Source organism: Hydrocarboniclastica marina, from assembly GCF_004851605.1.
GTDB classification, from domain to species: domain Bacteria; phylum Pseudomonadota; class Gammaproteobacteria; order Pseudomonadales; family Oleiphilaceae; genus Hydrocarboniclastica; species Hydrocarboniclastica marina.
Map to the genome: position 1 here is coordinate 3,966,333 of NZ_CP031093.1, position 24,585 is coordinate 3,990,917.

24 protein-coding genes are annotated in these 24,585 nt (G+C 54.8%); 13 read left to right on the forward strand and 11 right to left on the reverse strand.

Annotation, left to right across the window (positions count from 1 at the left end):
• Nucleotides 1–656: 656 nt before the first annotated feature.
• Nucleotides 657–1,109, forward strand: coding sequence for a hypothetical protein (locus soil367_RS17535; RefSeq protein WP_136550314.1), 453 nt, complete (start codon nucleotides 657–659; stop codon nucleotides 1,107–1,109).
• 119 nt (nucleotides 1,110–1,228) lie between these two features.
• On the forward strand, nucleotides 1,229–1,588 hold the full coding sequence (locus soil367_RS17540; protein ID WP_136550315.1) for a hypothetical protein: 360 nt from the start codon (nucleotides 1,229–1,231) through the stop codon (nucleotides 1,586–1,588).
• 381 nt (nucleotides 1,589–1,969) lie between these two features.
• On the opposite strand, the gene soil367_RS17545 is transcribed toward soil367_RS17540, so the two are convergent.
• The 3 genes from soil367_RS17545 to soil367_RS17555 form a co-directional block, all read right to left on the reverse strand.
• The gene (locus soil367_RS17545) at nucleotides 1,970–4,009 is read right to left on the reverse strand and encodes a carboxylesterase family protein (protein ID WP_172962383.1); all 2,040 of its coding nucleotides are present in this window, start codon (nucleotides 4,007–4,009) and stop codon (nucleotides 1,970–1,972) included.
• Nucleotides 4,010–4,058: 49 nt separating this feature from the next.
• On the reverse strand, nucleotides 4,059–4,778 hold the full coding sequence (locus soil367_RS17550; RefSeq protein WP_136550317.1) for a TetR/AcrR family transcriptional regulator: 720 nt from the start codon (nucleotides 4,776–4,778) through the stop codon (nucleotides 4,059–4,061).
• Between the two features lie 499 nt (nucleotides 4,779–5,277).
• Nucleotides 5,278–5,739, reverse strand: coding sequence for a hypothetical protein (locus soil367_RS17555; RefSeq protein ID WP_136550318.1), 462 nt, complete (start codon nucleotides 5,737–5,739; stop codon nucleotides 5,278–5,280).
• Between the two features lie 230 nt (nucleotides 5,740–5,969).
• Here soil367_RS17555 and soil367_RS17560 point away from each other — a divergent pair, with 230 nt between their 5' ends.
• Both soil367_RS17560 and soil367_RS17565 read left to right on the forward strand, forming a co-directional pair.
• Nucleotides 5,970–6,449, forward strand: a complete 480-nt coding sequence (locus tag soil367_RS17560) for an FKBP-type peptidyl-prolyl cis-trans isomerase (protein ID WP_136550319.1) — start codon at nucleotides 5,970–5,972, stop codon at nucleotides 6,447–6,449.
• A gap of 121 nt (nucleotides 6,450–6,570) precedes the next feature.
• Nucleotides 6,571–6,777 (forward strand): hypothetical protein, encoded by a 207-nt coding sequence (locus soil367_RS17565; protein ID WP_136550320.1) that lies wholly within the window; start codon nucleotides 6,571–6,573, stop codon nucleotides 6,775–6,777.
• Nucleotides 6,778–6,858: 81 nt separating this feature from the next.
• On the opposite strand, the gene soil367_RS17570 is transcribed toward soil367_RS17565, so the two are convergent.
• Nucleotides 6,859–7,356 carry a hypothetical protein gene (locus soil367_RS17570; protein WP_136550321.1) on the reverse strand — a complete coding sequence of 166 codons (498 nt, stop codon included), beginning with the start codon at nucleotides 7,354–7,356 and terminating at the stop codon, nucleotides 6,859–6,861.
• A gap of 129 nt (nucleotides 7,357–7,485) precedes the next feature.
• On the opposite strand from soil367_RS17570, the gene soil367_RS17575 reads away from it, so the two are divergent.
• Nucleotides 7,486–7,704 carry a hypothetical protein gene (locus soil367_RS17575; protein WP_136550322.1) on the forward strand — a complete coding sequence of 73 codons (219 nt, stop codon included), beginning with the start codon at nucleotides 7,486–7,488 and terminating at the stop codon, nucleotides 7,702–7,704.
• A 221-nt stretch (nucleotides 7,705–7,925) separates the two neighbouring features.
• On the opposite strand, the gene soil367_RS17580 is transcribed toward soil367_RS17575, so the two are convergent.
• The gene (locus soil367_RS17580; protein WP_136550323.1) at nucleotides 7,926–8,678 is read right to left on the reverse strand and encodes a hypothetical protein; all 753 of its coding nucleotides are present in this window, start codon (nucleotides 8,676–8,678) and stop codon (nucleotides 7,926–7,928) included.
• A gap of 420 nt (nucleotides 8,679–9,098) precedes the next feature.
• On the opposite strand from soil367_RS17580, the gene parS reads away from it, so the two are divergent.
• The 3 genes from parS (at nucleotide 9,099) to soil367_RS17595 (ending at nucleotide 10,957) form a co-directional block, all read left to right on the forward strand.
• The gene (gene parS, locus soil367_RS17585; RefSeq protein WP_136550324.1) at nucleotides 9,099–9,623 is read left to right on the forward strand and encodes a type II RES/Xre toxin-antitoxin system antitoxin; all 525 of its coding nucleotides are present in this window, start codon (nucleotides 9,099–9,101) and stop codon (nucleotides 9,621–9,623) included.
• Nucleotides 9,623–10,087 carry an RES family NAD+ phosphorylase gene (locus soil367_RS17590; RefSeq protein ID WP_136550325.1) on the forward strand — a complete coding sequence of 155 codons (465 nt, stop codon included), beginning with the start codon at nucleotides 9,623–9,625 and terminating at the stop codon, nucleotides 10,085–10,087. Before parS ends, soil367_RS17590 begins: the two co-directional genes overlap by 1 nt.
• A 372-nt stretch (nucleotides 10,088–10,459) precedes the next feature.
• Entirely contained in the window at nucleotides 10,460–10,957 is a 498-nt protein-coding gene (locus tag soil367_RS17595) for a DUF2059 domain-containing protein (protein WP_136550326.1), read from the forward strand.
• A gap of 298 nt (nucleotides 10,958–11,255) precedes the next feature.
• Here soil367_RS17595 and soil367_RS17600 read toward each other — a convergent pair whose 3' ends face one another.
• On the reverse strand, nucleotides 11,256–11,963 hold the full coding sequence (locus tag soil367_RS17600) for a PEP-CTERM sorting domain-containing protein (protein WP_172962384.1): 708 nt from the start codon (nucleotides 11,961–11,963) through the stop codon (nucleotides 11,256–11,258).
• Nucleotides 11,964–12,217: 254 nt separating this feature from the next.
• Here soil367_RS17600 and soil367_RS17605 point away from each other — a divergent pair, with 254 nt between their 5' ends.
• Nucleotides 12,218–13,291 (forward strand): alpha/beta fold hydrolase, encoded by a 1,074-nt coding sequence (locus tag soil367_RS17605; RefSeq protein ID WP_136550328.1) that lies wholly within the window; start codon nucleotides 12,218–12,220, stop codon nucleotides 13,289–13,291.
• Between the two features lie 37 nt (nucleotides 13,292–13,328).
• The gene (locus soil367_RS17610; protein ID WP_136550329.1) at nucleotides 13,329–13,739 is read left to right on the forward strand and encodes a hypothetical protein; all 411 of its coding nucleotides are present in this window, start codon (nucleotides 13,329–13,331) and stop codon (nucleotides 13,737–13,739) included.
• Nucleotides 13,740–13,888: 149 nt separating this feature from the next.
• Here the strand turns inward: soil367_RS17610 and soil367_RS17615 are convergent, their stop codons facing one another.
• Nucleotides 13,889–15,883, reverse strand: a complete 1,995-nt coding sequence (locus soil367_RS17615) for a hypothetical protein (protein WP_136550330.1) — start codon at nucleotides 15,881–15,883, stop codon at nucleotides 13,889–13,891.
• A 393-nt stretch (nucleotides 15,884–16,276) separates the two neighbouring features.
• On the opposite strand from soil367_RS17615, the gene soil367_RS17620 reads away from it, so the two are divergent.
• Nucleotides 16,277–17,992: a calcineurin-like phosphoesterase C-terminal domain-containing protein gene (locus soil367_RS17620; RefSeq protein ID WP_136550331.1), complete on the forward strand. Its 1,716-nt coding sequence runs from the start codon at nucleotides 16,277–16,279 to the stop codon at nucleotides 17,990–17,992.
• A 73-nt stretch (nucleotides 17,993–18,065) separates the two neighbouring features.
• On the opposite strand, the gene soil367_RS17625 is transcribed toward soil367_RS17620, so the two are convergent.
• The 3 genes from soil367_RS17625 to soil367_RS17635 form a co-directional block, all read right to left on the reverse strand.
• Nucleotides 18,066–18,365 carry a hypothetical protein gene (locus soil367_RS17625; protein ID WP_136550332.1) on the reverse strand — a complete coding sequence of 100 codons (300 nt, stop codon included), beginning with the start codon at nucleotides 18,363–18,365 and terminating at the stop codon, nucleotides 18,066–18,068.
• A 264-nt stretch (nucleotides 18,366–18,629) separates the two neighbouring features.
• On the reverse strand, nucleotides 18,630–19,754 hold the full coding sequence (locus tag soil367_RS17630) for an ion channel (protein ID WP_136550333.1): 1,125 nt from the start codon (nucleotides 19,752–19,754) through the stop codon (nucleotides 18,630–18,632).
• Between the two features lie 235 nt (nucleotides 19,755–19,989).
• On the reverse strand, nucleotides 19,990–20,742 hold the full coding sequence (locus soil367_RS17635) for a YrhK family protein (protein ID WP_216642744.1): 753 nt from the start codon (nucleotides 20,740–20,742) through the stop codon (nucleotides 19,990–19,992).
• A 264-nt stretch (nucleotides 20,743–21,006) separates the two neighbouring features.
• Between soil367_RS17635 and soil367_RS17640 the strand changes: the two genes are divergently transcribed.
• Together soil367_RS17640 and soil367_RS17645 are read left to right on the forward strand one after the other, a co-directional pair.
• Nucleotides 21,007–21,675, forward strand: a complete 669-nt coding sequence (locus tag soil367_RS17640) for a hypothetical protein (RefSeq protein WP_136550334.1) — start codon at nucleotides 21,007–21,009, stop codon at nucleotides 21,673–21,675.
• 450 nt (nucleotides 21,676–22,125) lie between these two features.
• Entirely contained in the window at nucleotides 22,126–23,568 is a 1,443-nt protein-coding gene (locus tag soil367_RS17645; protein WP_136550335.1) for an MFS transporter, read from the forward strand.
• 62 nt (nucleotides 23,569–23,630) lie between these two features.
• Here the strand turns inward: soil367_RS17645 and soil367_RS17650 are convergent, their stop codons facing one another.
• Nucleotides 23,631–24,395 carry an EAL domain-containing protein gene (locus soil367_RS17650; RefSeq protein WP_136550336.1) on the reverse strand — a complete coding sequence of 255 codons (765 nt, stop codon included), beginning with the start codon at nucleotides 24,393–24,395 and terminating at the stop codon, nucleotides 23,631–23,633.
• Between the last annotated feature and the right edge of the window lie 190 nt (nucleotides 24,396–24,585).

Genomic DNA, 24,585 nt, shown 5'->3' on the forward strand with positions numbered 1-24,585 from the left:
GTCGACGAGATCGAATGGGTGACGGTATGGATGCCTCCTTCAGCAATTCAAATTTAGCGGATACTACGCCGTGTACTGTACCTTAGAGGATCGCATCCGCTTCGGGGAGTCTTTCCTGTCATGGAAAATCTGCGGGGGCAATTAACAAGTACAGAGCTCGCTTGGGAGCGCGCTTTCGGCATTGCCCCGCTAATTAACACAGTCTTCTCCGGGTACGACGCAGCGCGTCTCGGCGGCTCATCCACAGGGTCCTGCTCTCTTGCAACACGAGGTACTACGGTGGTACAGAGGGGGCATGACTACATCTTTAATAGTGCTCGGTACCAGGTTAAAGGGAATCGGCCTACCTTTGATGAGGTTAAGCTGTCACCGGCTCATCTGCGCCTTGGCAGACAATTGGTGTAAGCAGGCACTAGCAGGACGAGCAGCTCATTGAAGATCTAGAAAGCGTCTTCAAAAGTACCGGTAGGTACATGGCCAGAGAACCGTGAAACTAAGGAAACTTTTTGAGATTAGCAAAAACGACATTCCTATTAGCCCTACTTCTAGTCGTGACTGGATGCAGCGTAAACAAAGTAAGTAGAGTCGCTTTGCCCAACTCATACGTTGTCTCGGCGGGTGAATCGGCTGCCGATATGCCGAAGGTGGGCCTGGTCGTGGACGAAGCACTATCGTCGGTTGTAGCGCGAGCTATCCAGCAGCAGAGCGCTCTAAAATACGATTTTGAGTTTGCTCTAGGTCGCGACATCGGTAGGACTCTACCGCAGTATTTAAATTCATTTACGAAAGTTCAGCATGTCAGGAGCGTCGATCAGGGAGGGGAGTATGATTGGTTGATCGTACCGACGTTGTCGAACGATTTTTTCATCAACATCCGCCAAAGTGCGGGCCCCACCTATGATCTGGAGATAGTACTCGATGTTTTAATACTGAAAGCGCAGCGCTACGTCGACCGCGTAATCGTGAAGGAGCGTCGGCGTATAGAGATATCAGCATTCGAAAACCAAGACGACGAGAGAACTGCTCTAATGCAAACCATTTATGAAGACCAGATAGCATCTCTCTACGAGTCTCTGAGACAAGAGCTCCTTATAGTATTCAACAAGTAAACCCATTGGGAAATTTAACTTCGTTGTCACTGCAGCTGCTTCCCAAAGCTCGGCCCCTGGCTTTTAAAGAGATTTTTTTAAATACTCCTTAAAAACAGAAAATTAAGTTAGGTCAATTTATGACAAAAGTTATGCGTTTTTGGCTGCCTGTTACGACGTTAATATTTGGCTCACTCATCGGCTCTGGGGCAATATGGAGCTGGAAGAGCTCTCAAATAGAACAAACAAAACTGCAGATTCAGTCGGTGAAAACCTCCGTGGAGCTTAGAGAAAGAATGATGACCCTGTTGATAGAGATTTCTGCCTTCCAGGGCGATCCGGGAAAAAGGCGAAGCCACTTCATCGAATACGAAGCTAAAATTGAACATTACAACGCGCTAGAGCTTCATCTGGCGAATATCGAGCACCGGAATCCTGAGCCTGTCGATTTTATAGGGCAGCTCCCCAAGCCAGTCAAAAACTTCAGAATCGAGGACTAGCCAACCAAAACTGGGCAGCTATGGGCGGGTCCCAGGGGCCAACGTGGACACCCACCTCAACATTAAACTAGCTTGATGCAGACGGCCTCGGGGGAGAGACGAGCTTGCAGGGGTGTCCATCTCATCACTCACTTCAATCTCGGTTCTTCAATCTCGGGCGCCGGGTGTTCGAGCATACGGGTAAAAATCCGATAGTACTGCGCCGTCGCCTTGAGCAATTACTCCATGACCCACCGCCAGGGCGCAAGCGTCATGGCCAGACTTTCAAGCTCACCCCGCAGGACCCGGCCACGTCCTTCAGCTTTTCAGATATGGACGGCAGCCCCCCTTGGAACTGCCTTTAGTTACCCCAGCAGCGCGTTCAATCATCCCACTGCAGGGTTATTCGCACGAGGACGCGGTAAAGGCGTCCGCCCCGAATATCTCTGTGTACAGATTGCAGTAACGACTTTCCGAATGGAATCCAGATTCAGCCTGTACGCGAGCTTTCAGGCTTTCCATAGTGTTGTTGTTTGCGATCATGCGAGTGCCTTGGTCTTCTTGGGTATCAAAGACCATGAGACGCTCTGCTGCTGTATCGGTTGTCCAATTCGTCCAGAGCGGTAAATCTGAACCAACACCTTGCGCAGGTGAGCCGGTGATCGCCAGGTTCGCCCAATAGGAAGACATGGTTTCCGCCAGATAGGTACGCCCAGGTTTGTTCTTGGACGTGAACAACGCGAAGCTCAAGCTGGGCACAACAGCGAGGTCTGGATTATTCATGGTGGAGCCGATTTCCAGTCCGTGTGCTGCTCCGAGGACTTTTGCCATATCAAGCACGACGAGGTTGGGTTCTTCGTCCCAATCATAACGATAGACATATACATCATCCTGGTTCTGCGCAAGGGCGTCCGCAAGTTCGTACATGCTGGTGATGCCCCATGCTTCCGAGTAATACTTGCCAGCAAGCTGATAGTCACTTGAGTTCTGAATCAAGGGAATCGTATCCGCAACTTCGGTGGTGTAGTCTTCACGTGATAACAGGAAGAGTTTGTACTCGTCTCGGTTCGTACCAAGAATCACCGGCATTTTATGGTATTGGCCCGAGCTGAATGTCGTTTTCACATCTGACATTGGAATCACGGTGCCGTCCTGCACGATGGTTGGCATATCGATAAACGCGCCCAATTTCGTCTCATAGAGCGAGTACAGCGATTGTGGAGACATGCCTTTGAGATAGTCAGCGAGCACCGTTTGGGGCATCGTCTCTTGCAGATAAACAGCGTCTGCGCGATTGGCGGCCAGGCCGTCACGCTGCAGTGCGGAAACCAGTATCTCTGACGAACTTGAGGGATACCCAGGTTCTACGTCGTCGGCAAGGTTCTCCGCCACGGCACGGGTTTGCCAAATACTATGATCGGTAATCCAGCCGAGGGCGGCGCTCTGGATCGCCGCTTTGTGGAAGAGTCCCTCAGTAAGTGGTGATGCCAGCATTGCCAGCGTCGCCGACGCACCGGCGGACTCACCGAATACCATGACGTTATCCGGGTTCCCGCCGAAGTTGGCGATATGACGATTCACCCATTTCAAGGCATTCACTTGATCCAGTGTGCCGTAATTGCCTGAGCGGGTTTCAGCTGTGGTGCCAGCGTCGTGCATTTGGGGCAAAGAGAACCAACCCAGTGGCCCCATGCGGTAGTTGAAATTCACGACCACGACGCCATAGGTTTCAGCCAGGTATTTGCCTGTATAGGTACTGCTTTCCCCGAGCGAGTTGCCGCCGCCATAAATCCATAACATCACCGGCAGGTTATCGGCAGAGGTGGCGTTGGCAGGCTTCCAGATATTGAGGTACAAGCAATCTTCGCTACCGATCATTTCACCGTAAAGCGACGTCGGCGCTCCGTTCAATTTGTCGCCCAGCTGGATACACATATCCCCCGGCGCAACCGCAATGATACCGTCCGTGGAGTCAGCAACCGGCAAAGGTTCTTTCCACCGCCGTTCGCCTACGGGGGCTTGCGCCGCACGGATTCCCTGATAAGTGACTACGCCATTATCCTCATGATACCCATAAAAGGTACCTTGAGCGGTCTGTACTGCGGTGGATGTATCCAAGGTAAAATCAACACCGGATACAGTGCTGTTATCAGTGGATTTGAATATGCGGCGGCCTGATTGTCCGGTGAACCCGGGCGGCGCGTCTATTTCGACGTAGTAGCTGCCTGCCGTTAACCCAAAGGCGTACTCACCTTTACTGTTTGTTGTTGTCGTGAGTGAATCTTCGTAATTGCTCACCGTGACTGCAACGCCCGACTGGGGCACGCCATCGACAGTTACGACCCCCTCGACCTTACAACCCAATAACAGGGAAGCAAATACTGCGGTTACGACTATTCGTAGCGCTTGCTTATTCATGATTCTAAAGCCCGAAATCTTCATTGTTATTCTCCTGTTCATTATTATTTATAACCACTTCCTGGCACTGCATTTACTTATCCTGAACCAAAATGGACCTGATACCTGAAAATACAAAAGCCGTTGCCTGACTGTAGGCTTCGGCGAAATCGGTATTCAGCTCTTCGTTGGCATCGTAATTCGGGTACAAGGCGTCGACCCGAAAGTCATCAGAAAAGACGCTGAAATAGGTCGCCAGGCAAAAGTGCCAATGATGCGATAACTGCGCCGGTGATACGTCTGGGTAAATTTGCTTGATACGGGCTAAAAACAGCTGCGATATAGGGTTATAAAATGAGGCGACCATCGACAGGACGGGCGTTTTCTGTCGCATCATTTGCGGGACAAGTTTCAGATAATTCCGCCACCCTTCGCTCTCTGAGCTTTTGATGAGCAACGGATCAAAGAACGCCCCGATCACAGCTCGGAACTGCTCGTCTGGTGGTAGGTTTTCGTCAACCTGTTCCAACCCTTCGCACCTCATCGCATTGATGACAGCAGCGCGACGCTGAATAACTTCGTAAAACAGATTCTCTTTGCCACCGAACAGATCAGTGACTTCCGCCATACGCACGCCTGCTTGCCGGGTGATCTGACGCACCGAGACTGAGTAGTAACCGTGAAGCGAAAACAAGGCCTCGGAAGCGTCGAGCAAGGCTTTTCGATTGATTATTGTTCTTTGATTCATCGCCGTGTTTTGCCTGCTGTTACCCGTTCCGTGGAGTGGATATGCGGCATGGAACGTTCGTTCCATGAACTTTTATCATGGCACGAGGTGCGTTCAGAAAACAAACAGTGTTGTGCCTATTCAGTTGTTTTAGTGGGCCAGTTCGCAATTTGGTAATGCCAAACTTTGGCCGAACATTTTGGCTGAATGGCGTGCTGGGCGAGTAGAAATGCGAGGGCCTATACCATTAATTCGACGGCAGATGACGAGGCAGACGATACTGGCGCATCGGCATTGTTTAGGTCATCGCGCATGGCCCGGGGACAGTGAACTCAAGCGAAAGGGGTCAATTAATCGAAGAGCGAACGCCCAAATTTTGAGGAAGACCACGTGTATGGGCGCCTCCCCGCAGGCCGCTATTGGGGCGAGGTTAATATGGGAAACCGGGACAGATTTATTTTCAGGCGCTCGATAGGACACTCACTTCAACCTCGACCCCCTCGGAGACGACCAGCAGCCCAACACTGCGCCCCATGCTGACGACCACTCCGACAATGGGACGTTTTTGGAGCGTGGCCGCACGGTATTAAGACAGTAAAGCTCGCGTCGCCGCCAGCGAATCCCCTGCCCCGGCGAGCTCGCGCCGGGCGAAGGCCTGAATCGCTTCCTCATGAAGCACGATGTAGTCGAAGAACGCCTGATCCTCGGGCGCCGCGTGTTCGAGCATACGGGTAAAAATCCGATAGTACTGCGCCGTCGCCTTGAGCATTTGCTGCATGACCCACCGCCAGGGCGCCAGCGACATGGCCAGACCTTCCAGCTCACCCCGCAGGACCCAACCATAGGGGTGCCTGACACTCAGCCCTTTGTCAGCCATGTATTTCAACACCCGCAGCTTCGTCTGCTCTTCCAACAGCATCAGTTGCGTCCACTTCGCCTTTTTGTCGACATCCCGGCTGAAACGGGCGGCCGCGGCGAAGGTAGCGGCACCATAGACTTCTGACTGATACAGCCGATACATATCCTCGTAGTATTGCGGGTAACTCATGACGTTCCTCCATGATGGGACACGATAGCCATTGACTGAGGCCTACCCACGGTCAAAAAGCATCCCTAGCAGAAGACAATCCCGGAATTTGCCAGAACATTAGCAGTACACTCACCTCAAGAAAGACAGCACTACCCGGCTCCATGGTGTCCCATTGGTGATCGTACCGCTGGAGTCAATCCTGCCACCAGCTATAATGGCCGCACCCCCGAACCGGCGCGGAGAACCCTATGCCAATCGAAAAGAATCAGGTGGTCTTGTTCCACTACAGCGTCAGCGATGACCAGGGCAACACCATCGAAAGCTCGCGCGACGGAAAACCGAACGCTTACCTGCATGGCCACGGCGGCGTTATCCGGGGCCTTGAAGAAGCCCTGGAAGGTCGCGAAACCGGCGAAAGCTTCAGCGTTACCGTCACCCCGGACAAAGCCTATGGCCCGCGCAAGCCCGATGCCGTTCAACGGGTACCGGTCAAGCATCTCCTCGGCGCCAAGCGTTGGAAGCCGGGCATGATTGCCCAGGTGCAAACCGAACAGGGCGCGCGCCATGTGGTCGTCGCCAAAGTCGGGCACAAGTTTGCCGATGTCGACACTAACCACCCCATGGCCGGCAAAACCCTGACCTTCGACGTCGAGATCATCGAAGTGCGCGCCGCCGAGCCGGAAGAGATAGCACACGGCCACGCGCATGGGCCGGGTGGGCATCACTGAGAACAATCTCGGGGGCTCCTGGTCATCCTAAGAACCCGAAAAACCACGATAGGTTGCATAGCGTTCACGGGTTCAGTGCAAACTGAAACTGGACTTCGAAAAGCTTTTTGGAGATTTCCAGATGGCGGAAGAGGCATTCTCAGCACTGCAGGACCAGGTTTACTGGAGTATGGGAATAGCCGTTCTCTCGTTTTTTATCGGTTATATCCTCGTTGCTTTGTTCTTGAAAAGAAGAGGCTCTTCAAAGAAAACAATAGAGATGGCGGCGATAGCTGTAACCACCCTCTGCCTAATTGCCGGATTCAGTGCCTACCGTGCTTTTGCATGACCACTCAATTCGGCCGCAACTCAACGGTGGTTACACGGAATCGGGATCGTTAGTCTACGGCGACATAGACCAAACCCAGCTCTACCATCCCAAGGCGTCCATTACTACGAAGGTATCGAAGGGCTTCTGAAAATATGGCAGGCCGTTCAACTCGTCTCTCAGCTGCTTCGGAACCTTTCTATAGCGCATTGCCATTTCCAGCCGAGTGCCGTTAAAAAGAGTTTCTTCCATGCTTTGCAAGGACTGCTGTGTTTCAAGTGACAAGCCATCCGCGGCACTGAGAGAACCGATGGTCACAAGGAGATTCAGCAGCTCACTTTCTGCACACTCATCAAGTAGCTGATACTCTCTACCCAACAGGTAGTGCCGGATCTGCTCTGCTGGCTGGTCCCTCATAATGTCGAGGGCTTCCGAAGGTGGCGTCTTAGCCTCTCCTCTAACCTCGCTGCATCGTTCGACAGCGCCTCCATACTGAGCAATCGCATCAATTAGATAATTATGAAGCTCTGCCCCCTGATCAGCTTGAACAGGTCCGACGGCTGAGCATAAAGCGAAGAGAATTATTCTGAATGCGATCACTGGGCTACCTCGCAGCCTTTTGTAATCGCCTTCCAGAAAGTTCTTTGCTTGTGGTTCAGGTTGGCGTCCAGTGCACGCATTTTGGCTACGCTTTCAACCTGTGCTCTTCTAATGCTAGGGATCCGGGACATGGCGAGTGAAAAATTCCGCCACTCAAAAGAAGCTATGTTTATTGCTGATCCTACAGTATTGCTTTTCGTGAAGAGCGAATGCATTACGCCCGCTGGGATCAACGTTGAAATCATTGCCATGTTTCGATTGATCTTCTGGATGTTATCGATCGCCTCCACATCCCCTTTCTCTAGCTTTAATCCCTGGATTGATGGGCATTCCATGTCGGTCTCCTAAGGTCATACCTGACTATGCGGCATATTATAAGAGATCAGATTGCGATGGGTTGAGTAGTAGACCGAACTTTCCGCAGTTGACCTTAGAGGCGTTTACTGCGCAGCCACCTCAATAGCTTTCTTGGTCCCAATCGGGAAAACTCCCGTGGGCTTCCCCGAGTGCCTGGCAGTTCACGCCTCGCCCGTGATGTCTATGAGACCCAGAGTGGTCCAGCGTCGTTGTCAGCGACTGCCCTGCCTTCTCCTAGCCAACCTCAACAGAAACAGACCAAGGGCGAAGAGTGGGATAGTGCCCGGTTCTGTCACGGCGACCGGCGCTTGCCCGTAGACAAGCGACATCGCGGTCCATCCGGGATTCAGCTCGGCGAGCACGGTCGCGCTGCCGATGAAGTTAGTGCCGTCAAACCCCACCCGCTGAAGGGTCGGGGTCGTGCCCGAGGCACGGGTGAAGTACATGAAATCTGCTGCGGCATCGTAGGACATGGACATCCATTCCGGCGTCAGGTCTGCAAGCACGGTTGCGCTGCCGATGAAGTCCGTGCCATCGAAACCCACTTTTTGGAGCGTGGTGACCGTGCCCGAGGCGCGTGTGAAGTACATGAAATTGGCCATGGGATCATAGGACATGGACATCCATTCGGGGTTCAGCTCAGTCAGTACGGTCGCGCTGCCGATGAAATCCGTGCCGTCGAACCCGACCCGCTGAAGCGTGGGCGTAGCGCCCGAGACGCGCGTGAAGTACATAAAACCCGCCGCGGCATCGTAGGACATGGACATCCATTCCGGATTCAGCTCCGCCAGCACCGTCGCGGAGCCGCTAAATGAGGTGCCGTCGAATCCCACGCTTTCCAGGCGTGGGCCGGTGCCTGTATCGCGGCTGAAAAGCACATCGGAAATAGGAAAGGCTTGCGCCGCACCAGCGGCCAGAAACAGAGCCAGGCAAAGGAGCGAAGTAGATAATCCAGAGTGCCGCATGGGATTTTCCTTATCTCGACGGGAGCAGGAATACGGCAGCAATGCCTGAGCCAACTGTTGAAGGTAAATCTATATCAATCCCTTGAAAGCAAACGCCTGTTGATGAGTCGCCGGATGTGTGCATTTTACTGACGGTTTTAATTTACAACTCGACCGGCAAAGGCTTTCGCCCGCAAGTCGGACGGCTACACAACCATCACAACATGACTCTTACCCAGTTCCAGGGGTATTCGGGAAACAAGGCCACCGGCATTGCATTCACGGCTAATTATTGTCCACAACGCCCGATTTCACGGATGCAAAGGTTCCGTACGGAAACCCACCCGGCCGCGTCCTCTCTTTACTTGATATAAAACCGGAACCCGGGTGTATACTAGCCAAAAGGCGGGTAATTTGGCGCCACATGTCGGGGGTTTATTCATGGCATTACCCATCAATCCAGACGGAGATAAAGCTCAGATCAAAACGGGTCATGAGCAAGATAGCCAAGCCGGGCGTTTTATACCGACGACGCGAGCCAGCAGGTCTACCAAGGCCCTGCGGTACCGCGACGGTAACGTTTCCGCGGTAAAGTTCGAGGGTATCGAAGGCGTTCGGACAATTCGCCGGGGCGAAGATTTCGCAGCGCTGGAGGCGTTAAAGAAAGCGCTGGATATAAACGATTCCGAAGTTGCTCACGTCGTAGGTATATCTGGTCGCACGCTCGAACGGCGCCGGCGCCAAGGGCGCCTTGAGCCCAAGGATACCGACCGGGTTGCCTCTCTGTTCAGTGTACTGGAGGATGCGGTAGCCCTGTTCGAGGGAGACGAGGAGAAAGCCCGGCGTTGGCTTCGGACGCCTGTTAGGGGCTTGGCCAACCACACGCCTTTGGCTCTGCTGGATACCGAGACGGGCTCCCGCATGGTTCGCGACCTCATAGGGCGGCTGGAACATGGCGTGCTCTGATGAAATTTTACCGTATAACCAAGAGGAAGCACCGGGAAAGCGCGTTTACCGGCCAGGGTGCGAGCCTTTACCCAGGCCGGTGGAACCATCGCCATCACCGGGCGGTTTATCTGACTGAGAGCGTGTCGTTAGCGCAGTTGGAGATTCTGGTTCACCTGAGAGAGGAGGATGGTCTCGCGGATTATGTGCTTTTTGAAGTGGACATTAGTGAAGACAAAATTCAGCTGCTTCACGACGAAGACTACCCCGACAATTGGGCCAAGGAGCCAGCGACCTCCTCTACCCGGGATATCGGAACCGAATTTATGAACAGGCACACCGCGTTGGGGCTTAGGGTGCGGTCCAGCGTCGTTCACCAGGAATACAACTTGCTCCTGAACCCCATGCACGCCGATGCTGCCTCGGTAATCGAGAACGCCACGGAAACCACCGTACGGTTTGATCCTCGTTTAGAGCGCTCGTAGGTCCCCGATCTAGCGCTGCCTGCATCGTGTTCCGTGTTCTAACGTCCACTCCATAGCCCGCTCTGTTCAGCGTTACGCTGACGACGCATTCCTATCCGCGGGCGTATCAGCGAGTGTTTTCGGGTTCGTGATCCACCGAGGGGAATGCCCCAGAAAGATACCTATACACTACGCCACTTCGTGGGGCGGGGAAGGAGCGCGCAAGGGCCGTTAAGGCAGGCCCTTGCGAACAGAGCTGATGCCCCGCAGTTTAATGCCGGAAACGCTTGGGCTTCGGCCTTCAAATCGGCGTAAACCCTACCTGGGAAAGAGCTTTCAACATCCCCCGGTTTTCGGTGGGCGGCTGAATAAATTACTTTGAGGATTCCGTCTGTGAAAAGAATATTGTCGTTGCTCATTACCCTGCTGCTTTCGACCTCCGCTCTTGCAGCACCGCCAACTACAGAGTCCGTTATCAAGCTGTTGAATGTCACCGGATCAAAGGCTCAAGTTGAAACGATGCACGTAGAACTTGAGAAGTACCTGGCAGCCTCCATTAAGGACGCAGCGCAGCAGTACCGGCTGTCACCAAGCGAGGAGAAAAAGGTTGCTTCGCTGATCGAGACCATGATGGAGGAACTGAGGGCGGAGATAAGCTGGGAAAAAATGAGCAGTCTCTTCGTCCAGGTTTACGCGGAGTCTTTCTCCCAGGAAGAAATCGACAACCTGATCGCGTTTTACGAAAGCCCTACGGGCCAGATGTTTGTCGCAAAGGTGCCACAGGTAATGCAACGGTCAATGGCGCTAATGCAGCAGCGTATGAAACCTACTCTGCAAAAGATACAGGCTAAAGTTCAGCGCGAATTGCAGGAGGTTCAAAGTAACCCGTAGCCGAATAGCTGCGGTTCACCCTGCTGCGGCGTACCCACCCGAAGAAGTAATCAGGACACCCAGCTCAACGGCGCCCTGTAGTCTATCCGTTTCAGGTTAGTCGGTCTTGATCGACTATGGGTACACCGGTGATGGCCTTCGGTAGCGCAAAGAGTGAGTGCTCGGACGTCTAGAGCTTTAGCAGAATATTCACTTAAAGCTCGTTTCATTGAGGTTGAGAGAATGAGCTATGTCAGGAATGAAAAACCCGCGCTAAGACTCAGGGCGGGTTCGTAGGGACTGTTCGAGAAGTCCGGTTTTAGTTCTTGCGGTGCTTGAATGCGATTCCAGCCAGTCCCACGACTAATAGCCCAAGGGAAGCTGGCTCGGGAACGCTAACGCTGGGAAGGTCTCTCACAAGAGCAAAGCCGTAGATCGAGCTGCTGTAATCTATGTTGAAAACGTGTTCATTCCCCAAAAAAGCAGTGCCAGTGTACTCGACCCCATTATGGTTGGTAGGCATATTCGTAACAAAAGCCTGGCCATAAACGCCGTCTACCAGACCCTGAAATATTGCACTCGACCCCTCATAGGTGCCCGAAAGTAGAGTGCGTGGATCAGTGACTCCGATGAAGCTAATAAGCGTATTGACCCTCGCTTCATAAGGCGAAGTAAGGTGTAGCCTTTGTCGGGAACTTGCTTGCTCGTCCCAGAGCGTGTCGGTAAATTGCCAGTCGTTAAACAGAGCGGCCATTTCAGACTTGTAAGCCAGACGCCATCCATCGGTCGCGTAGGAACTTGTGGCCGCCATCACTTCAGCAATCGAAAGCCCTTTTGTCTCACTCCACTGCAACCACTCAAGCCCTCCTCCGGTGACAATAGCGGTGTCCGTGTCGAGCGTGTAATCGTTATACTCAATCAATGACGCTTGTGCAGCGCCGCAGGATAGCGCCAAGAACAGTGCGACTAGTTTCTTCACCGAATTGCCTCTTAGATCCGTTTTTTTCAGTTGCGTATCGATTAACACATTTCGTGCCATAAAAATTAATCACAGGTAATTTAAAGGAAAGGTTTGGTCCGAAAATCTCCGCTCAAAAGCTTCTGTAAAATTTTCTGACGCACGAACAGCGAGATCCAGCTAATTGTTCACGTAAGAAAACTCGGCGTAAGGTAACCAGACCAACCGCTAAACCCTCGGTTGAAGTTTCTGTGATAGATAAGAACTAGGGAGCGCGCCGTCCCTGGGTCCGGCTACTCGCCATCAACCTGAAGGAGAAAAGGATGTCCACGTCTTGCGAGAACGCTTCCCGAACACCCAGGAAAATCCGCGTCCAAAGCCTTAGGTTGGCAATGACCTTTACTCTCCTCAGCCTGGCTGTACCAGCTGCTGCCGCGGCAGAAGAAACCCGCAAATACGGCGGCCAACTCCAAGGCTTTGAGTACCCATACCCAGTCGAACGCTTCGAGCTGACTACCCAGCGCCAGGACCTGGAAATGGCCTATCTGGACGTGCCTGCTGAAGATCCGAATGGCCGTACGGTGGTGCTGCTCCACGGCAAGAACTTCTGTGCGGCCACTTGGGAAGATTCCATTGAACGCCTCACGGACGCGGGCTACCGCGTAGTCGCACCGGACCAGATCGGTTTCTGCAAGTCGAGCAAACCCGAGGCCTATCAGTTCAGCTTTCACCAGCTTGCCGCCAACACCCATGCCCTGCTGGAAAAACTCGAGCTGGATCAGGTTACCGTCATGGGCCACTCCATGGGGGGCATGCTGGCGGCTCGCTACGCGTTGATGTACCCCGAGCATACCGAGCAGCTGGTGCTACTCAATCCAATCGGCCTGGAGGACTGGAAAGCGAAGGGCGTGCCCTATCAATCCATAGACAAGGGCTACGAGTCAGAGCTCAACAAGACGGCGGAAGGCATTCGCAAGTACCAGCAGTCGACCTACTACGTGGGCGAGTGGGAGCCGCGTTTTGATCGCTGGGTCACTATGCTTGCGGGTATGTACGCCGGCGAGGATGGCGTCCATGTTGCCTGGAACCAGGCCCTGACCTCCGACATGGTCTTTACCCAGCCCGTGGTCCATGAGTTCGACCGGCTTCAGGTGCCCACCCTGCTGCTCATCGGCGAAAAGGACAACACAGCGATTGGTAAAGGCCGTGCCCCGGACGATATCAAAAAGACCCTCGGCCGGTATGAGGTGCTGGGCGAACAGGCGGCAGAGGCAATCCCCAATGCCACACTGGTTGAATTCCCGGATCTGGGTCATTCGCCCCACATCCAGGAGCCAGACCGGTTTCATAAGGCGCTGTTTGAGGGGTTATCGGCGGTTGATGAGCCGTCGAAGTGAAATGCATGTTAGTTAATGTTCAAAAGAGCCAGTCCATATGAAACTTGAACGAATCAACTACAAGGACCTAAATGCCAGAGCACAGGAAACTTATAACTTCCACAAGATCGCTGCCGTCCTTGCTGACTACGGTTATAACTGTATATGGCTCAGCAACGACTGGAACGGCGCCGATTTCATAGCTGTCCACGTTGATGGGGTTTCTGATATAAAGGTGCAGTTAAAAGGTTGCGTATCGTTTGCTAAAAAGTATCGAGGGAAAAACCTGTATATAGGGTTCTATGACTTAGACAACCTATACCTCTATCCGCACGATCTAATTCTAGACCAAGTAGAGCAGGACATATCTGACAAGAAGTGGCTGGAGAAAGGCACCTATTTCCGGACGAGCATTACCAAGAGGTTCAGGGACCTTCTTGAGCCCTATAAAATCGCCAACATCTCGTGACGGTGGGCCCTTTACAGGGCACCTTTAGAAACATCAGCTGGTGCCCGCATTCAAAAACCGGAATGCTCTTAGGAACCGATGACTATCTCCAGAGAGCCCTTTCTGGGTCGCATGTGAGCTCGCCGTAAAAATCGGCATCCTTCCCGGTCTCAGCTCCCAATCGACCTGCACTGCTCGATAAGTGGCGCCAGCGTTTTATTGACCCTGCTACCGCTAACCCCCCAGCTGAGATGTCCGCGGCCCTGCCCTATCGGTATGAAGCTCGAAAAGCTCGAGGTCAGGCGCAGTCCGGCGAACGTATTCTCATCCACGTTCATCTGGCCGCGGAATCGGGCGTATGTCGATTTTGAACGCGCTTCGATTTCGGCGCTTTCCAGTTGCACTGATACCGGCCACTTGGCGTCTATACCGTAAGCGCTATAAGTGAGCTTATATCTCGCGCTCTGGTCCAGTTCGTTTGCGTTCGAATTCCACAGGAGTTGGCTGATTTCGAGTTTTCCGTTCCCGGCACAGGTCATCAGCAGGCCAGCCGTACGGCCATTCAGGGTGTCGCCGGCCTTGGACGACATGTAGCGGGTGTCGAATGCAAGAGCCGGTATGCCATCGATGCGCACAAGATTGAGCTCCTCTTCTTGCTTGTTTTCAGCATCGGCCAGCTTATATTGCAGCGAGAGCCTGGGATCCTGGTTGTTCGCGGCTTTCTCAATGAGTGCGATCGCCGCTTGAGCATCGGTATACACGTAGGCACTCTCGCCGGCCCCGCCGTCTTGAGCAACAGCGCCAAAGGTCTTTCGGGCTTCTGGGCTAATCCAGGCGGGCTCGTCGCCACTGTTGAAGGCGAGCATGTTTGCTTCAAGATGCTGCCGCATCTCCGAGTCGCACGACAACTTTTCAAGCGCGCCGTCAACGAGCGCGCGGGAATAGCGACCGGGCGTGAGGTCTGCCCCTCTCTCCACAATAGGCGCAAACGCCGCGGGGACCACGGCCCTATCCGTGTATCTGCCCACTTCTCGTGATCTGAGCTCTACGCCATACCCGTTGCGAGTCGTCTCGATCTCAACATAGGTTCTGGCCAGCGGCACGAGTGAGTCGCCACATGACCCAAGCAGTTGCACACGACGGATGATGTAGGAGGTGATCAATGCATTGAAGGGGCTGAGGCTGTTCTGGGTCCTGAAACCCCATTCATAGAACTCAGCAACCGGGTTGTAGCCCGGCGGGGCCATAGACCTTATCTGGCGGCTCACCTCATCAAGGGACTTTGCTTGCTCACCCCTCGCAGAACCGAAATCGCCGAGCGCGAGGTAGGAAAGCATTCTACCCCCGTAATCGCCGCCCAGTGGGAACAGGCCGGAGTCCGAGCTGCTGATGAGCCCTTGGGACCTCATGCCGCCCGGGTCGTAGGGGCTGTCCAATGTGAACGTGAAGCTTCCTGCCCCTTCCGTGAGCATCGTGACGGTCGATTCGCCTTCTTCGACTTGCGTCTCTGGCAGATTTTCAGAAACGGCGGCGCGCATGTTCTCCACGATTTCTGAGCCACACCCTTCGTGGTTAAGTAGCTTGACCACTTCGGCCTGGCTGCGGGCGTTATGTTGAACATGGATCTCATAGATCTGTGGCACCGGCTCATTCGGGTCGCGGCTGCCAAAATCTTTGATCGGGTCCTGTTCGTATTCCAGGATAATGAGCGGGACCAGCGATACGGCGGCCAGATAGAAGTCGTTAAACGCTTCGGGCGCAAGCCGGATGGTTTCGGCTTCCCGCAGCGCCAGCCTTTCGCTTTCGCGGGTGAACGTGTACTCGGACCAGTTTGCGCCCATCTCAGCCTGGCAGGTCGAGGCATAGGCACGGTGAAAGGCCAGAAACAGCCCGATTCTGCTGCTGGCACTGCCGCCAGCACGCTTGTCTCCTTTGAGAATCTTTTTGAAATAGCGCGCGGTGTTCGGCGGCAAATAGCTGAAGCCCGGCTCGCTTTCGTGCGGCAGCCCATCTTTCTGGTCAACATGCTGGCCCTGCGCAAGCTGCTTGTCGACGATTGCGCCCAGGGAGGGGAGGTCGAATGGCAGCGTATCGGCAAACGCAGGAGCGGTCATCAATACGAAAAAAGCGAGTATCGCATTCAGGGACGCGCGATTATTCAACATGGTGCTCTCCAAAGTCTGAATAACGGTCAGTCAACCCAAACGCAAAATGGATAATTCAGAACTGATAGCTCAGTGTACTTTTTGCTTTGCTAACAATGAAGCAATCTGGTCGCATCTGACTAACAGACTCAGTTGCTTCGCCCTGCTTGCTGGGAATCAGTAATACGGGAAAGAGGGAGAGAGGAGCAGTAAAACCTTTCTCTGAACACAGCCTTCAGGCACGCCCTTCCATAAGCGCCGCAGCCAGCATTCCGGCTTCATAAAAACGTCAATGAATCCGTGTAAGAACGTCACAGTCCCTTAACGTTGCCCGCTTAGCTTCTGGTCTTGCGAAAGCCTGCCGCCCGACGAACAGGCCCCCTTCCCTCCGCCTGACACCAGAAGGACCACCTCATGAGAAAGCAGCTATCCGTTATTGCCGTTGTTGCCGCCATGGCAGCGAGCGCCGAGACTCTTGCCCATGAAAAGCACAAACACGATCACTACAGGCCGCCACCCCATGCGGGCGGTGAACAGCAGTTGGCCAAAGGCACCGTTTTTGTTGACAGGAACGGGAACGGGCTGCGCGACCGGGGTGAACGGGGCGTTCGCGGGGTGAGCGTCTCAAACGGTATTGATGTTGTCCGGACAAACGGTCGCGGCGAGTATCAGATTGAACTGGCTCCGGAGTCTATTCTGTTCATCTCGAAGCCGGCAAAGTTTGACGTGCGGGTTGATGAGAATAACCTGCCGCAGATGTATTACCTGCACTATCCCGAGGGCACGCCGGCTGTCGCGGACTGGCAGTACGATGTTATTCAGCCAACCGGTCCGTTACCTGATTCAATCGACTTTGCGCTGACGCCGTCCAAAGTCGAGACCCGCTTCCATGCGATGGCCTTCGCTGACCCGCAAGCAAGAAGCGAAGAAGACCAGGACATGGTGCGCGAGGACGTCGTCAACGAACTCATCGGCAACCCCTTTAATGCCCTGTTTGGCATTGTGGCGGGCGATGTCGTGAATGACACCCTGAGCCTTTATGAGCGGCACAACCAGATGTTTGCTCAAATCGGCATCCCCATGTGGAACGTGCCGGGCAACCACGACATCAATTTCGAATCGCCCAACGACCAGTATGCGAACCAGACTTTCTCTAAACACTTCGGACCGACTTACTATTCTTTCGACTATGGCCAGGTGCACGTAGTCGCCCTGAACAATGTGCAGTACAAAGGCAAAGACCAGGGAAGGTATGACAATACGGTCTACCGGGGCTACATCCCCGAGGCTCAGCTTGAGTGGTTAAAAAACGACCTGCGCTATGTTTCCCGGGACAAGCTGATTCTCATCGCCACTCACATTCCTCTTGTTACCCACGCGCTTGACGGACAGGGCAACCGCTATGACATGGGCGACAATATCAACACCGTCAATCTGGATCAGTTGATTGAGATCCTTAAGCCCTTCGACAGGATCTACGCGATCGCCGGCCACGACACCAGCAACAGCTGGAAAGTGGAGATCAACCACACCCATGGCTGGCATGGTACGCCCTGGATAGCACATACCCTGGCGGAAGTGCGGGGCAACGGCTGGACGCGTGGCCCACGGGATGAGCGTGACGTTCGCGCCGCGACGATGCAGGACGGCAACCCTAACGGCTACTACGTGCTCCGCGTTGACGGTACAGAGGTGCAGCCACGCTTTATCCCTTCCGGCGAGAAAGGCAACCTTCAGCAACGGGCGCGTATCGTGCTGGACCCCATGCTGGCCGGCACCCGCGACGCCGACGGCAACGTCATCGCGATCAATCGGGGCGAGCTGCAGCCGGGCACGAAAGTGGTGGTGAATCTCTTCGATGGCGGCGAGCGGGACCGCGTCGAGTTATCGCTTGATGATAAGCCGCTCGTGCCAATGCAGAACGTCCTTCGCACCGATCCTTTCATGGAACGGCAGCATGCAGCGTTTGCCGGTACCCCGGATGCGTTCTCTACGCCGGCGCCCTCTTCGCATATCTGGGAGTACCCCCTGCCTGACAACCTGGCACCCGGCCTGCACAAAGTGGTGGTGGTAAGCGAGGATGAATTCGGCCAGCAAGCGATGGAGACTTTCTCCTTCGAGCTTCTGTAAGCTGCCCGTCCGCGCGGGCTCACGGTCCATTGCGGGCTGTGAGCCAGCCCACAGAGCGTCCTGTCAGCAAGCACTAGTCGCTGAATTCACCGATAATCCTGCAGCGCCCTGTTTTATAGTTCTGCGTTAACGCAGACGCGCGAATACCCCCCAGGCCGCCCTCTGCCTGGGTTTCTGAACAATCCCGGTATTCGACAACCCGGAAAGATGAGTCGCCCTTAAACAGCACACGGGTTCCTGAAGGCACGTAGCAGCCTTCCCGGTCACGGGTGGCAGAGCCTGCCTCCTCGTGGTCAAACGCCACGGCAATGCAGACCTCGCACTGGTTGGTGAAACGAATGCCGACCTGCTGCCCGTGCGTGGGCTCAGCCACGAAGCACGTGCGCTCGGAGGCGTTAGGAGGGGGAAGGTGCTGATTGCCTGCGCAGCCTGCTAGCATCAGTGCCGCGACACTAGCCGTGCAGGACGCTCGAAACGGAATTAAACGCATCAGGTCTCCGGGCGGACGCTGGATAAACAGATACATCTGAACCCGGACATTCTAGCCGCCAGCATGCGTCAGAATTGTTGCCGGAACGCACCTGGCTGTTCGGAAACGGAAACTTTTGTCGTCCTGAGCCTGTGCTGCAATCAGTCGCTACGACGAGGCGCCGGCGTACCTGTTACTCAGACACTGCTCGACATCCTGCGTGCTGGGTACGAACTCCTCGCGCACCATCAGGATAAGGGCTTTGGCATCGAAGCGATGATCCGGTGCCGGGTGGGTAATGACGTTGTCATCGGCTGTCACGTAGGCCATGAGCGTGCCCATACCGCCCGCCATGAGCTGGCATACGGTTTCGGACCAGACCGCATCAGTGAGCTCCACCGGGTAGCGCATGGCGTGGTCGTCGTGATGGGTGAACAGGTTCTCTAGAATTTTCTCGGCCCCTGGCGCTACCAGCGAGCGCACCAGCATTTCCGGGTAAGCCCGGATGGGGCGAAGGCTGGTGTTGGCGCCGAACTGCACGACACGCTGGTGGGAGTCTTCCTCGACGCATTCTGCAACCGTATAGGGCAACCTGTCCTGGCACAGGCTCTTCAACTGCAGGAGCACGTCGAGGGTAATGCTGTCCGATACCCGGCTGTACTCGTCCCGCGCCAGGATAATGATCGCCCTGGCGTCCTTCGGCGTAACGGCCTTCAGTGCCTCCGGGTCAGATGATTCTCCATGGTGGTGTACCACAGCCATCCGACGGAGATTCTCCGGCAGTCCATCCGGAAAAGCGTCGGTCAGAATCTGAACCGGCGTGTCGGCAAACAGGCTGGTCTGTCGCAGCTGGGTGACCAACCGCTTAAAGTAGATGCCGGGGTTGTTGTTGGGGCTGTTGATGATCAGCACGTGGTTTTTCATTCGCCACCTCCAGCGGCCCATTACCATGTCTTCTTTTCGTTTTAGCCTGTAGTCGATGTAATCGCTGGCTAGTTGGGCCAGCAGCGTAATACCGACGCCATAGAGCAGAATGATCGTCGAGGCGCGTCCCAGCGGGGTGGCAGCGGAAAAATCGCCGTAGCCAACAGTCGTCAGGGTCGTGAGCGTCAGCCAGACTGCATCGCTCAGCCCCAGGCCCTCAAAGCCCATCATCGCTATCGTGTGCAATGCCGCCAGCCCGAGCAGCCAGAAGAGCGCCCGCCTCAACCGGGAGCGCATATTGATATTCAATTGCTCGGTGATCTTGCTGCAGGACTGCTGGCGGTGCCGGAAAAATTGAAGAATCATCATGATGGATCAGCTTCCCAGACGCCCGGCTTCGGCGCTCCAAAGCCGGGGCTCTGCATTCAGACGCTTCCGCGAGCTGGCCGAAATGGCAGTCGCGGTTGAGGTAAAGCAGGCATGCTACTCTGGCGCAGCGGTGGATGCCAACGCCGCGAAACGGCCTTGAATCCAGGTCGCTGCCGTGATCCTTGGCCTTTTAAGCGCCCGCACTCATCTGTTTAACCGACGTCTGACCGGCGAGCTATCGCGTCGTGGTGGCCGTCGCTGATGAGCGTTCACCGCCCGATTTCCTCGCTCCTGTACTGCTGTGGCTCTGGTGCACCCGGTACGCCCGGTAAGCGTTGACGATGCCCCCTGTAAAGAACAGAAAGCTCCCTGCCACAAATTGCGCACCCATGTAGCTCAACAGAATAGTCTTGATGGAACCGGAGCCGCCCCAGAGGTAGGGCACCGACGCCACCAGGAACAGCACCGAGCCCACCACAAAACAGATCGCCGTGATGTTGAGCATCTGCAGGGTCGCCAGTGAGCCGGCCTGGGTGATCTGGGTCACGTTGATGCACGCGGCAATCACAAAAATCGTGCTACCGACCAGAAAGCAGCCACCACCCCAACTTTTGAGTTCGAGGGAGGGTAGAAAGAGCACACTGCCGATGACGAATATCAGTGAGCCAATCAGATAGAGCGCGGAGCTGCCGAACTCAAAGAACGCTTTGCGGCTACGGGGCGGGTGATGGCGAAAATGGAGAATGTTTTCGACGAAGTCAGAGCATGTGACTGCAAGGTAGAGCACGGACCCAACGATGAACATCCAGGCCCCCGCAGCAGCATACTGCTCAAAGGCCGGCAGGAAAAAAACGCTGCCGATAAGAAAAATCAGTCCCCCAGCGACGTAGGCCAGCGCATTCAGACCCTCACTGAGGAAGGACCGGCCAATGGAGGCCGCTCGGTCGTAGTTTCGCTTTCGGTTGGTGATCTGGTGCGGCATAGCCATAACTTAGCATTGCCGGGCGCCCTGAACACTAACGGAACCTTTACGGTACTGACACTCTGGAGTCAGCCAAACTAAACAGGGTACTTGGCGACAGCCGTCACCTTCGCAGAACTATTAAATTGAGTTAATGCTGACGGTAAGCTACGCTCGGGCTCTGATAAAGCACCGTTTTAGAGCGTCTTTTTACCTAAATTGCGTAGCTCAAACCGCTGCGGAGAGATTGAAAAGGAGTTTGAATTGAGCAGGGCAGTCTGGTTTTTTTGTTTGCTCCCATCACTTGCTATCGGTAGTGAAGTAGGCGGAGTGCGCGACTCAGGTTTCGAAGCCAATGCGGGCTATCGCGTTGCTGATGACGTGGCAAACCTGAGGGCGGGCGGGACGTTCAATTATGGACTAACTGATTTTCTCGCTTCTGGCATTTCAGCCCAGATCGGGCACACCTTCGGTGAAGACTCAGTTGTGGACTCAGACACAGTTACTGTCGGCGCCGACCTTTTCGCGCGTAAGTTTGAGTTAGGAAAAGTTGGCCTGGGCTATTTTCGCACTCATAGTCGCTTTGACGTACCCGTGGATGACGACTCCGTGGACCATAACACGTACTCGGCTTTTGCCGAGTACTACATGGGCCAACTAACGTTCAAGGTGTCGAGACAGGCGCTGAGGTCCGCAGACGTTGCTGACTTTGACGCGTGGTCCCTCGGCGTAGCTGGTTACCTGTCGGAGAATACCAGACTCAGTGTGTCCGGCGCGGGAATGGATGCAGCCGACCTGTACGGCGTGAGCGTCGCGCACCAGCCCGGGTGGTTCCAGGACAAAGGAAGTGTCTCACTTGCCTACTCCCGGTCGCCGGATGACGATGCCGTTTCACTCGAGCTCAACTATTTCTTCGGTAATAAGGTGTCACTCAGGGTTAGGGACCGCGAGCTCCGGTGAGGCGTAAAATCGCTCTTTTCTTGTGCTCTCTCAACCCCGTAGGGAGCCCGACTCAAAAGAAAGCATCAACGCGTCCAGTCGATAAACCCGGGATATAAGGCTCGGGAAGCGACTCAAAAAACGCGGGGGTCGTTTTGTTTTGTCATGCGTTTCCATTTCGCAACGATGGCCGCCGTCTATTCACATTGCAATGTAAAGCCACGGAAGCAGCCAAGGCTTGGCGAGGCGGTTGGCACTGTATACCTGTAAAAGGTTCGTATTCCCGACCCGGCACGCCCTCTGGGAGCAGGAGCGCCCGCTACCTGGCTAGCTCAGATACTGAACAAAAATTCTTTGTCATTCATGTCTGTGCAGGATTCTCAGCTATCATCATTTAAAGCGCTGTATTCCCCGAAGCTATTGCTCCCTCATAACTGACGATAGCCACACCCGCAAACTGCCCGTTTAAACATGAAACCATTGCCTGGCCCAGAAGAGAGTTCCCCTTCCCGTCGAAGGAAGCATTGGCTTCGCCGTACGCTTCGGCTATCCCAGAAGGAAGCTGTGGCTTCGGCGACCATGACGGCTACGGGCGATAATTTCTTTAATGCCTTCGCGGTGTACCTCAACGCCACATCGGCCCAGATGGGCTTGCTGACGGCCGTTCCCCAGCTCTTTGGTGCGCTGTTTCAACTGGCGTCAGTCTGGATCTGCAGCTACATAAGCCGCCGCCACCTCATCGTGGTCGCCGCGTGCCTTCAGGCACTGGTCGTCGCCGGGATAGGTTCGCTCGCCATTTCCCAGGCGCCGAATGCCATTTACTGGCTGATCGGGCTCGCCGTCCTGTACTTCAGCCTGCACAATTCCATCCAGCCGCAATGGCGTGCCTGGATGGGCAGCATTGTCCCTGGACGACGGCGCGGTGCGTTCTTCGCGGCGCGGACGCGCCTGACGATGATTGCTTCACTGCTTATATTCATCGGCGGCGGTGCGTTGCTGACGGCCAGCACCGGGATCGGCGCGACCTGGCTCGGTTTTGCGGTTCTGTTTATCGCTGCCGGCTGTGGACGCGCGATGTCCGGCTATTACCTCTGGCGCATGCATGACCCCGACCCGGCCCCGGACGCAGGCGCTCCCGGGAACCTGGGCCGCAGCTTTGCTCAGCTGCGCCAGTCGCTGCATGACCAGACCTTCCGGCACTACAGTATTTTTGTCGCTGGCATGCAGGGCATGGTGGCGATTTCAGCCCCCTTTTTTGCCGTGTATATGTTGCGGGATCTGCAGTTCACCTACCTCGAATACAGCCTTAACATTATTGCTTCCATCGCCACGCAGTTTTTATGCCTCAGGTTCTGGGGCCGCTTCAGCGACCGTTTCGGTAACCGTCTGGTCATGCTGACGACCAGCTGGATGATCCCGGTCCTGCCACTGCTGTGGCTGGTCTCCCCGAACTATCTCTATCTGCTTGGGGTACAGGTTGTGTCCGGTATAGCCTGGAGCGGTTTCTCACTCAGCACAGCCAATTATCTTTACGATATCCGGCCCCATAAGACTGACTTTGCCATCTACGCGGCCACGCAGTCCTGCCTTAGCGCCGGTGCCGTGTTTGTCGGTGCGCTCGCTGGCGGGTTTATCGCATCTGTCGCGCCAGGCCTTTTGCAGCTCGTCGACGTTGGCGAACTGATGCTTAGTCCTTTGTACGTCGTTTTCATCACGACGGCGGTTCTGCGAATGGCCGTGACCGTCTGGTTTGTCCCGCGCGCGGTAGAACCCCGCGTTCGGCGGCGGCCGCAGATGCTCCAGGTCATCTATCGCGTAGCGCGGCTTAACGCCGTGTCGGGCGTGGTTCTTGACTGGTTAACGGTCACGCGGAAGAAGAGTGGTGAGACTGACAGGATGCCTGGCAGGCATTGATCAGGCAGCCTATCAGTTAATGCCCGCTTTATTTTGAAGAAACGCTGCTTGAGGAACAGTGATCAGCTCGGAATGTAAGGCTCCGGAAGGGATTCAAACCCTGGTTTTGCAAACAGGTATCCCTGGAACAAAGCGATGCCCTGACTGCGCAGCCAGCGGTATTCCGCCTCCGTTTCGACGCCCTCCGCCACAATGCGGCCGCCCAGCTTATCCATCATCGTGATAATACCGGCGACCACTGCCTGTTTGTTGGGATTTGATTCGATGTCTCTCACCAGCGCCATATCCAGCTTCAGCAGGTCCGGCGGGCTGGCGACCATCAGGTTGTAACGGGAGTAGCCGGCACCGAAGTCGTCCACCGCGACCTTGAAGCCCATTTCCCGGTAGGTGTTGATGATGGAGACCAGATGGTCAGGCTTCGACAGGTCTTCCCCTTCAATCAGCTCGAATATGATCTTGCTGGTGTCAAAGTTGTAGGTCCGGGCCGCCGCCAAAGTGGTGCGGATGCAGTATTCGGCCTGATAGACAGCATTTGGCAGGAAGTTGATGCTAAGCATGGCTTTCATGCCCAGCTTGGCTGCCAGTTTAACGGCCTTCACCCGGCAAATCTGGTCGAACGAGTAGCGGTTCTTTTCGTTTACCCGCGAGAGGATGCTCCAGGCTCCTTCGCCTTCGTTACCGCGCACCAAAGCTTCGTAGGCATAAACCTCGCGCTTGTCCGCATCAATAATCGGCTGAAAAGCAAAAGTAAACGCAAAGTCGAGCCCTTCACCGCAGGCACATTGCCCGCAATGGGTCTCATCAAACAAAACTGCCGGTTTTTGCACGACCACTCCTGAATAGCCTGTATCTTGCTATCAAATATAGGCGGCGTTTTCACGGGCGTAAAACCGAATTCACACTTTATTACGGGTGCAAGAGAATGGGGCGACTGAATATTATCAAAGGTTTATATCCTATTGGTTAGAGCCGAGCATCGCATTCCCTGACCACCTTCGACCCGTTTATCAGTGAAGA

Bases quoted from the DNA above. Each gene is read 5' to 3' on its own strand.
- soil367_RS17575 (WP_136550322.1), top strand. From the start codon at position 7,486: ATGGCGAGTGAAAAATTCCGCCACTCAAAAGAAGCTATGTTTATTGCT.
- soil367_RS17565 (WP_136550320.1), top strand. From the start codon at position 6,571: ATGGCGGAAGAGGCATTCTCAGCACTGCAGGACCAGGTTTACTGGAGT.
- soil367_RS17555 (WP_136550318.1), bottom strand. From the start codon at position 5,739: ATGAGTTACCCGCAATACTACGAGGATATGTATCGGCTGTATCAGTCA.
- soil367_RS17605 (WP_136550328.1), top strand. From the start codon at position 12,218: ATGTCCACGTCTTGCGAGAACGCTTCCCGAACACCCAGGAAAATCCGC.
- soil367_RS17620 (WP_136550331.1), top strand. From the start codon at position 16,277: ATGAGAAAGCAGCTATCCGTTATTGCCGTTGTTGCCGCCATGGCAGCG.
- soil367_RS17540 (WP_136550315.1), top strand. From the start codon at position 1,229: ATGACAAAAGTTATGCGTTTTTGGCTGCCTGTTACGACGTTAATATTT.
- soil367_RS17560 (WP_136550319.1), top strand. From the start codon at position 5,970: ATGCCAATCGAAAAGAATCAGGTGGTCTTGTTCCACTACAGCGTCAGC.
- parS (WP_136550324.1), top strand. From the start codon at position 9,099: ATGGCATTACCCATCAATCCAGACGGAGATAAAGCTCAGATCAAAACG.
- soil367_RS17580 (WP_136550323.1), bottom strand. From the start codon at position 8,678: ATGCGGCACTCTGGATTATCTACTTCGCTCCTTTGCCTGGCTCTGTTT.
- soil367_RS17545 (WP_172962383.1), bottom strand. From the start codon at position 4,009: ATGAAGATTTCGGGCTTTAGAATCATGAATAAGCAAGCGCTACGAATA.
- soil367_RS17590 (WP_136550325.1), top strand. From the start codon at position 9,623: ATGAAATTTTACCGTATAACCAAGAGGAAGCACCGGGAAAGCGCGTTT.
- soil367_RS17645 (WP_136550335.1), top strand. From the start codon at position 22,126: ATGAAACCATTGCCTGGCCCAGAAGAGAGTTCCCCTTCCCGTCGAAGG.
- soil367_RS17615 (WP_136550330.1), bottom strand. From the start codon at position 15,883: ATGTTGAATAATCGCGCGTCCCTGAATGCGATACTCGCTTTTTTCGTA.
- soil367_RS17630 (WP_136550333.1), bottom strand. From the start codon at position 19,754: ATGATGATTCTTCAATTTTTCCGGCACCGCCAGCAGTCCTGCAGCAAG.
- soil367_RS17635 (WP_216642744.1), bottom strand. From the start codon at position 20,742: ATGGCTATGCCGCACCAGATCACCAACCGAAAGCGAAACTACGACCGA.
- soil367_RS17550 (WP_136550317.1), bottom strand. From the start codon at position 4,778: ATGGAACGAACGTTCCATGCCGCATATCCACTCCACGGAACGGGTAAC.
- soil367_RS17610 (WP_136550329.1), top strand. From the start codon at position 13,329: ATGAAACTTGAACGAATCAACTACAAGGACCTAAATGCCAGAGCACAG.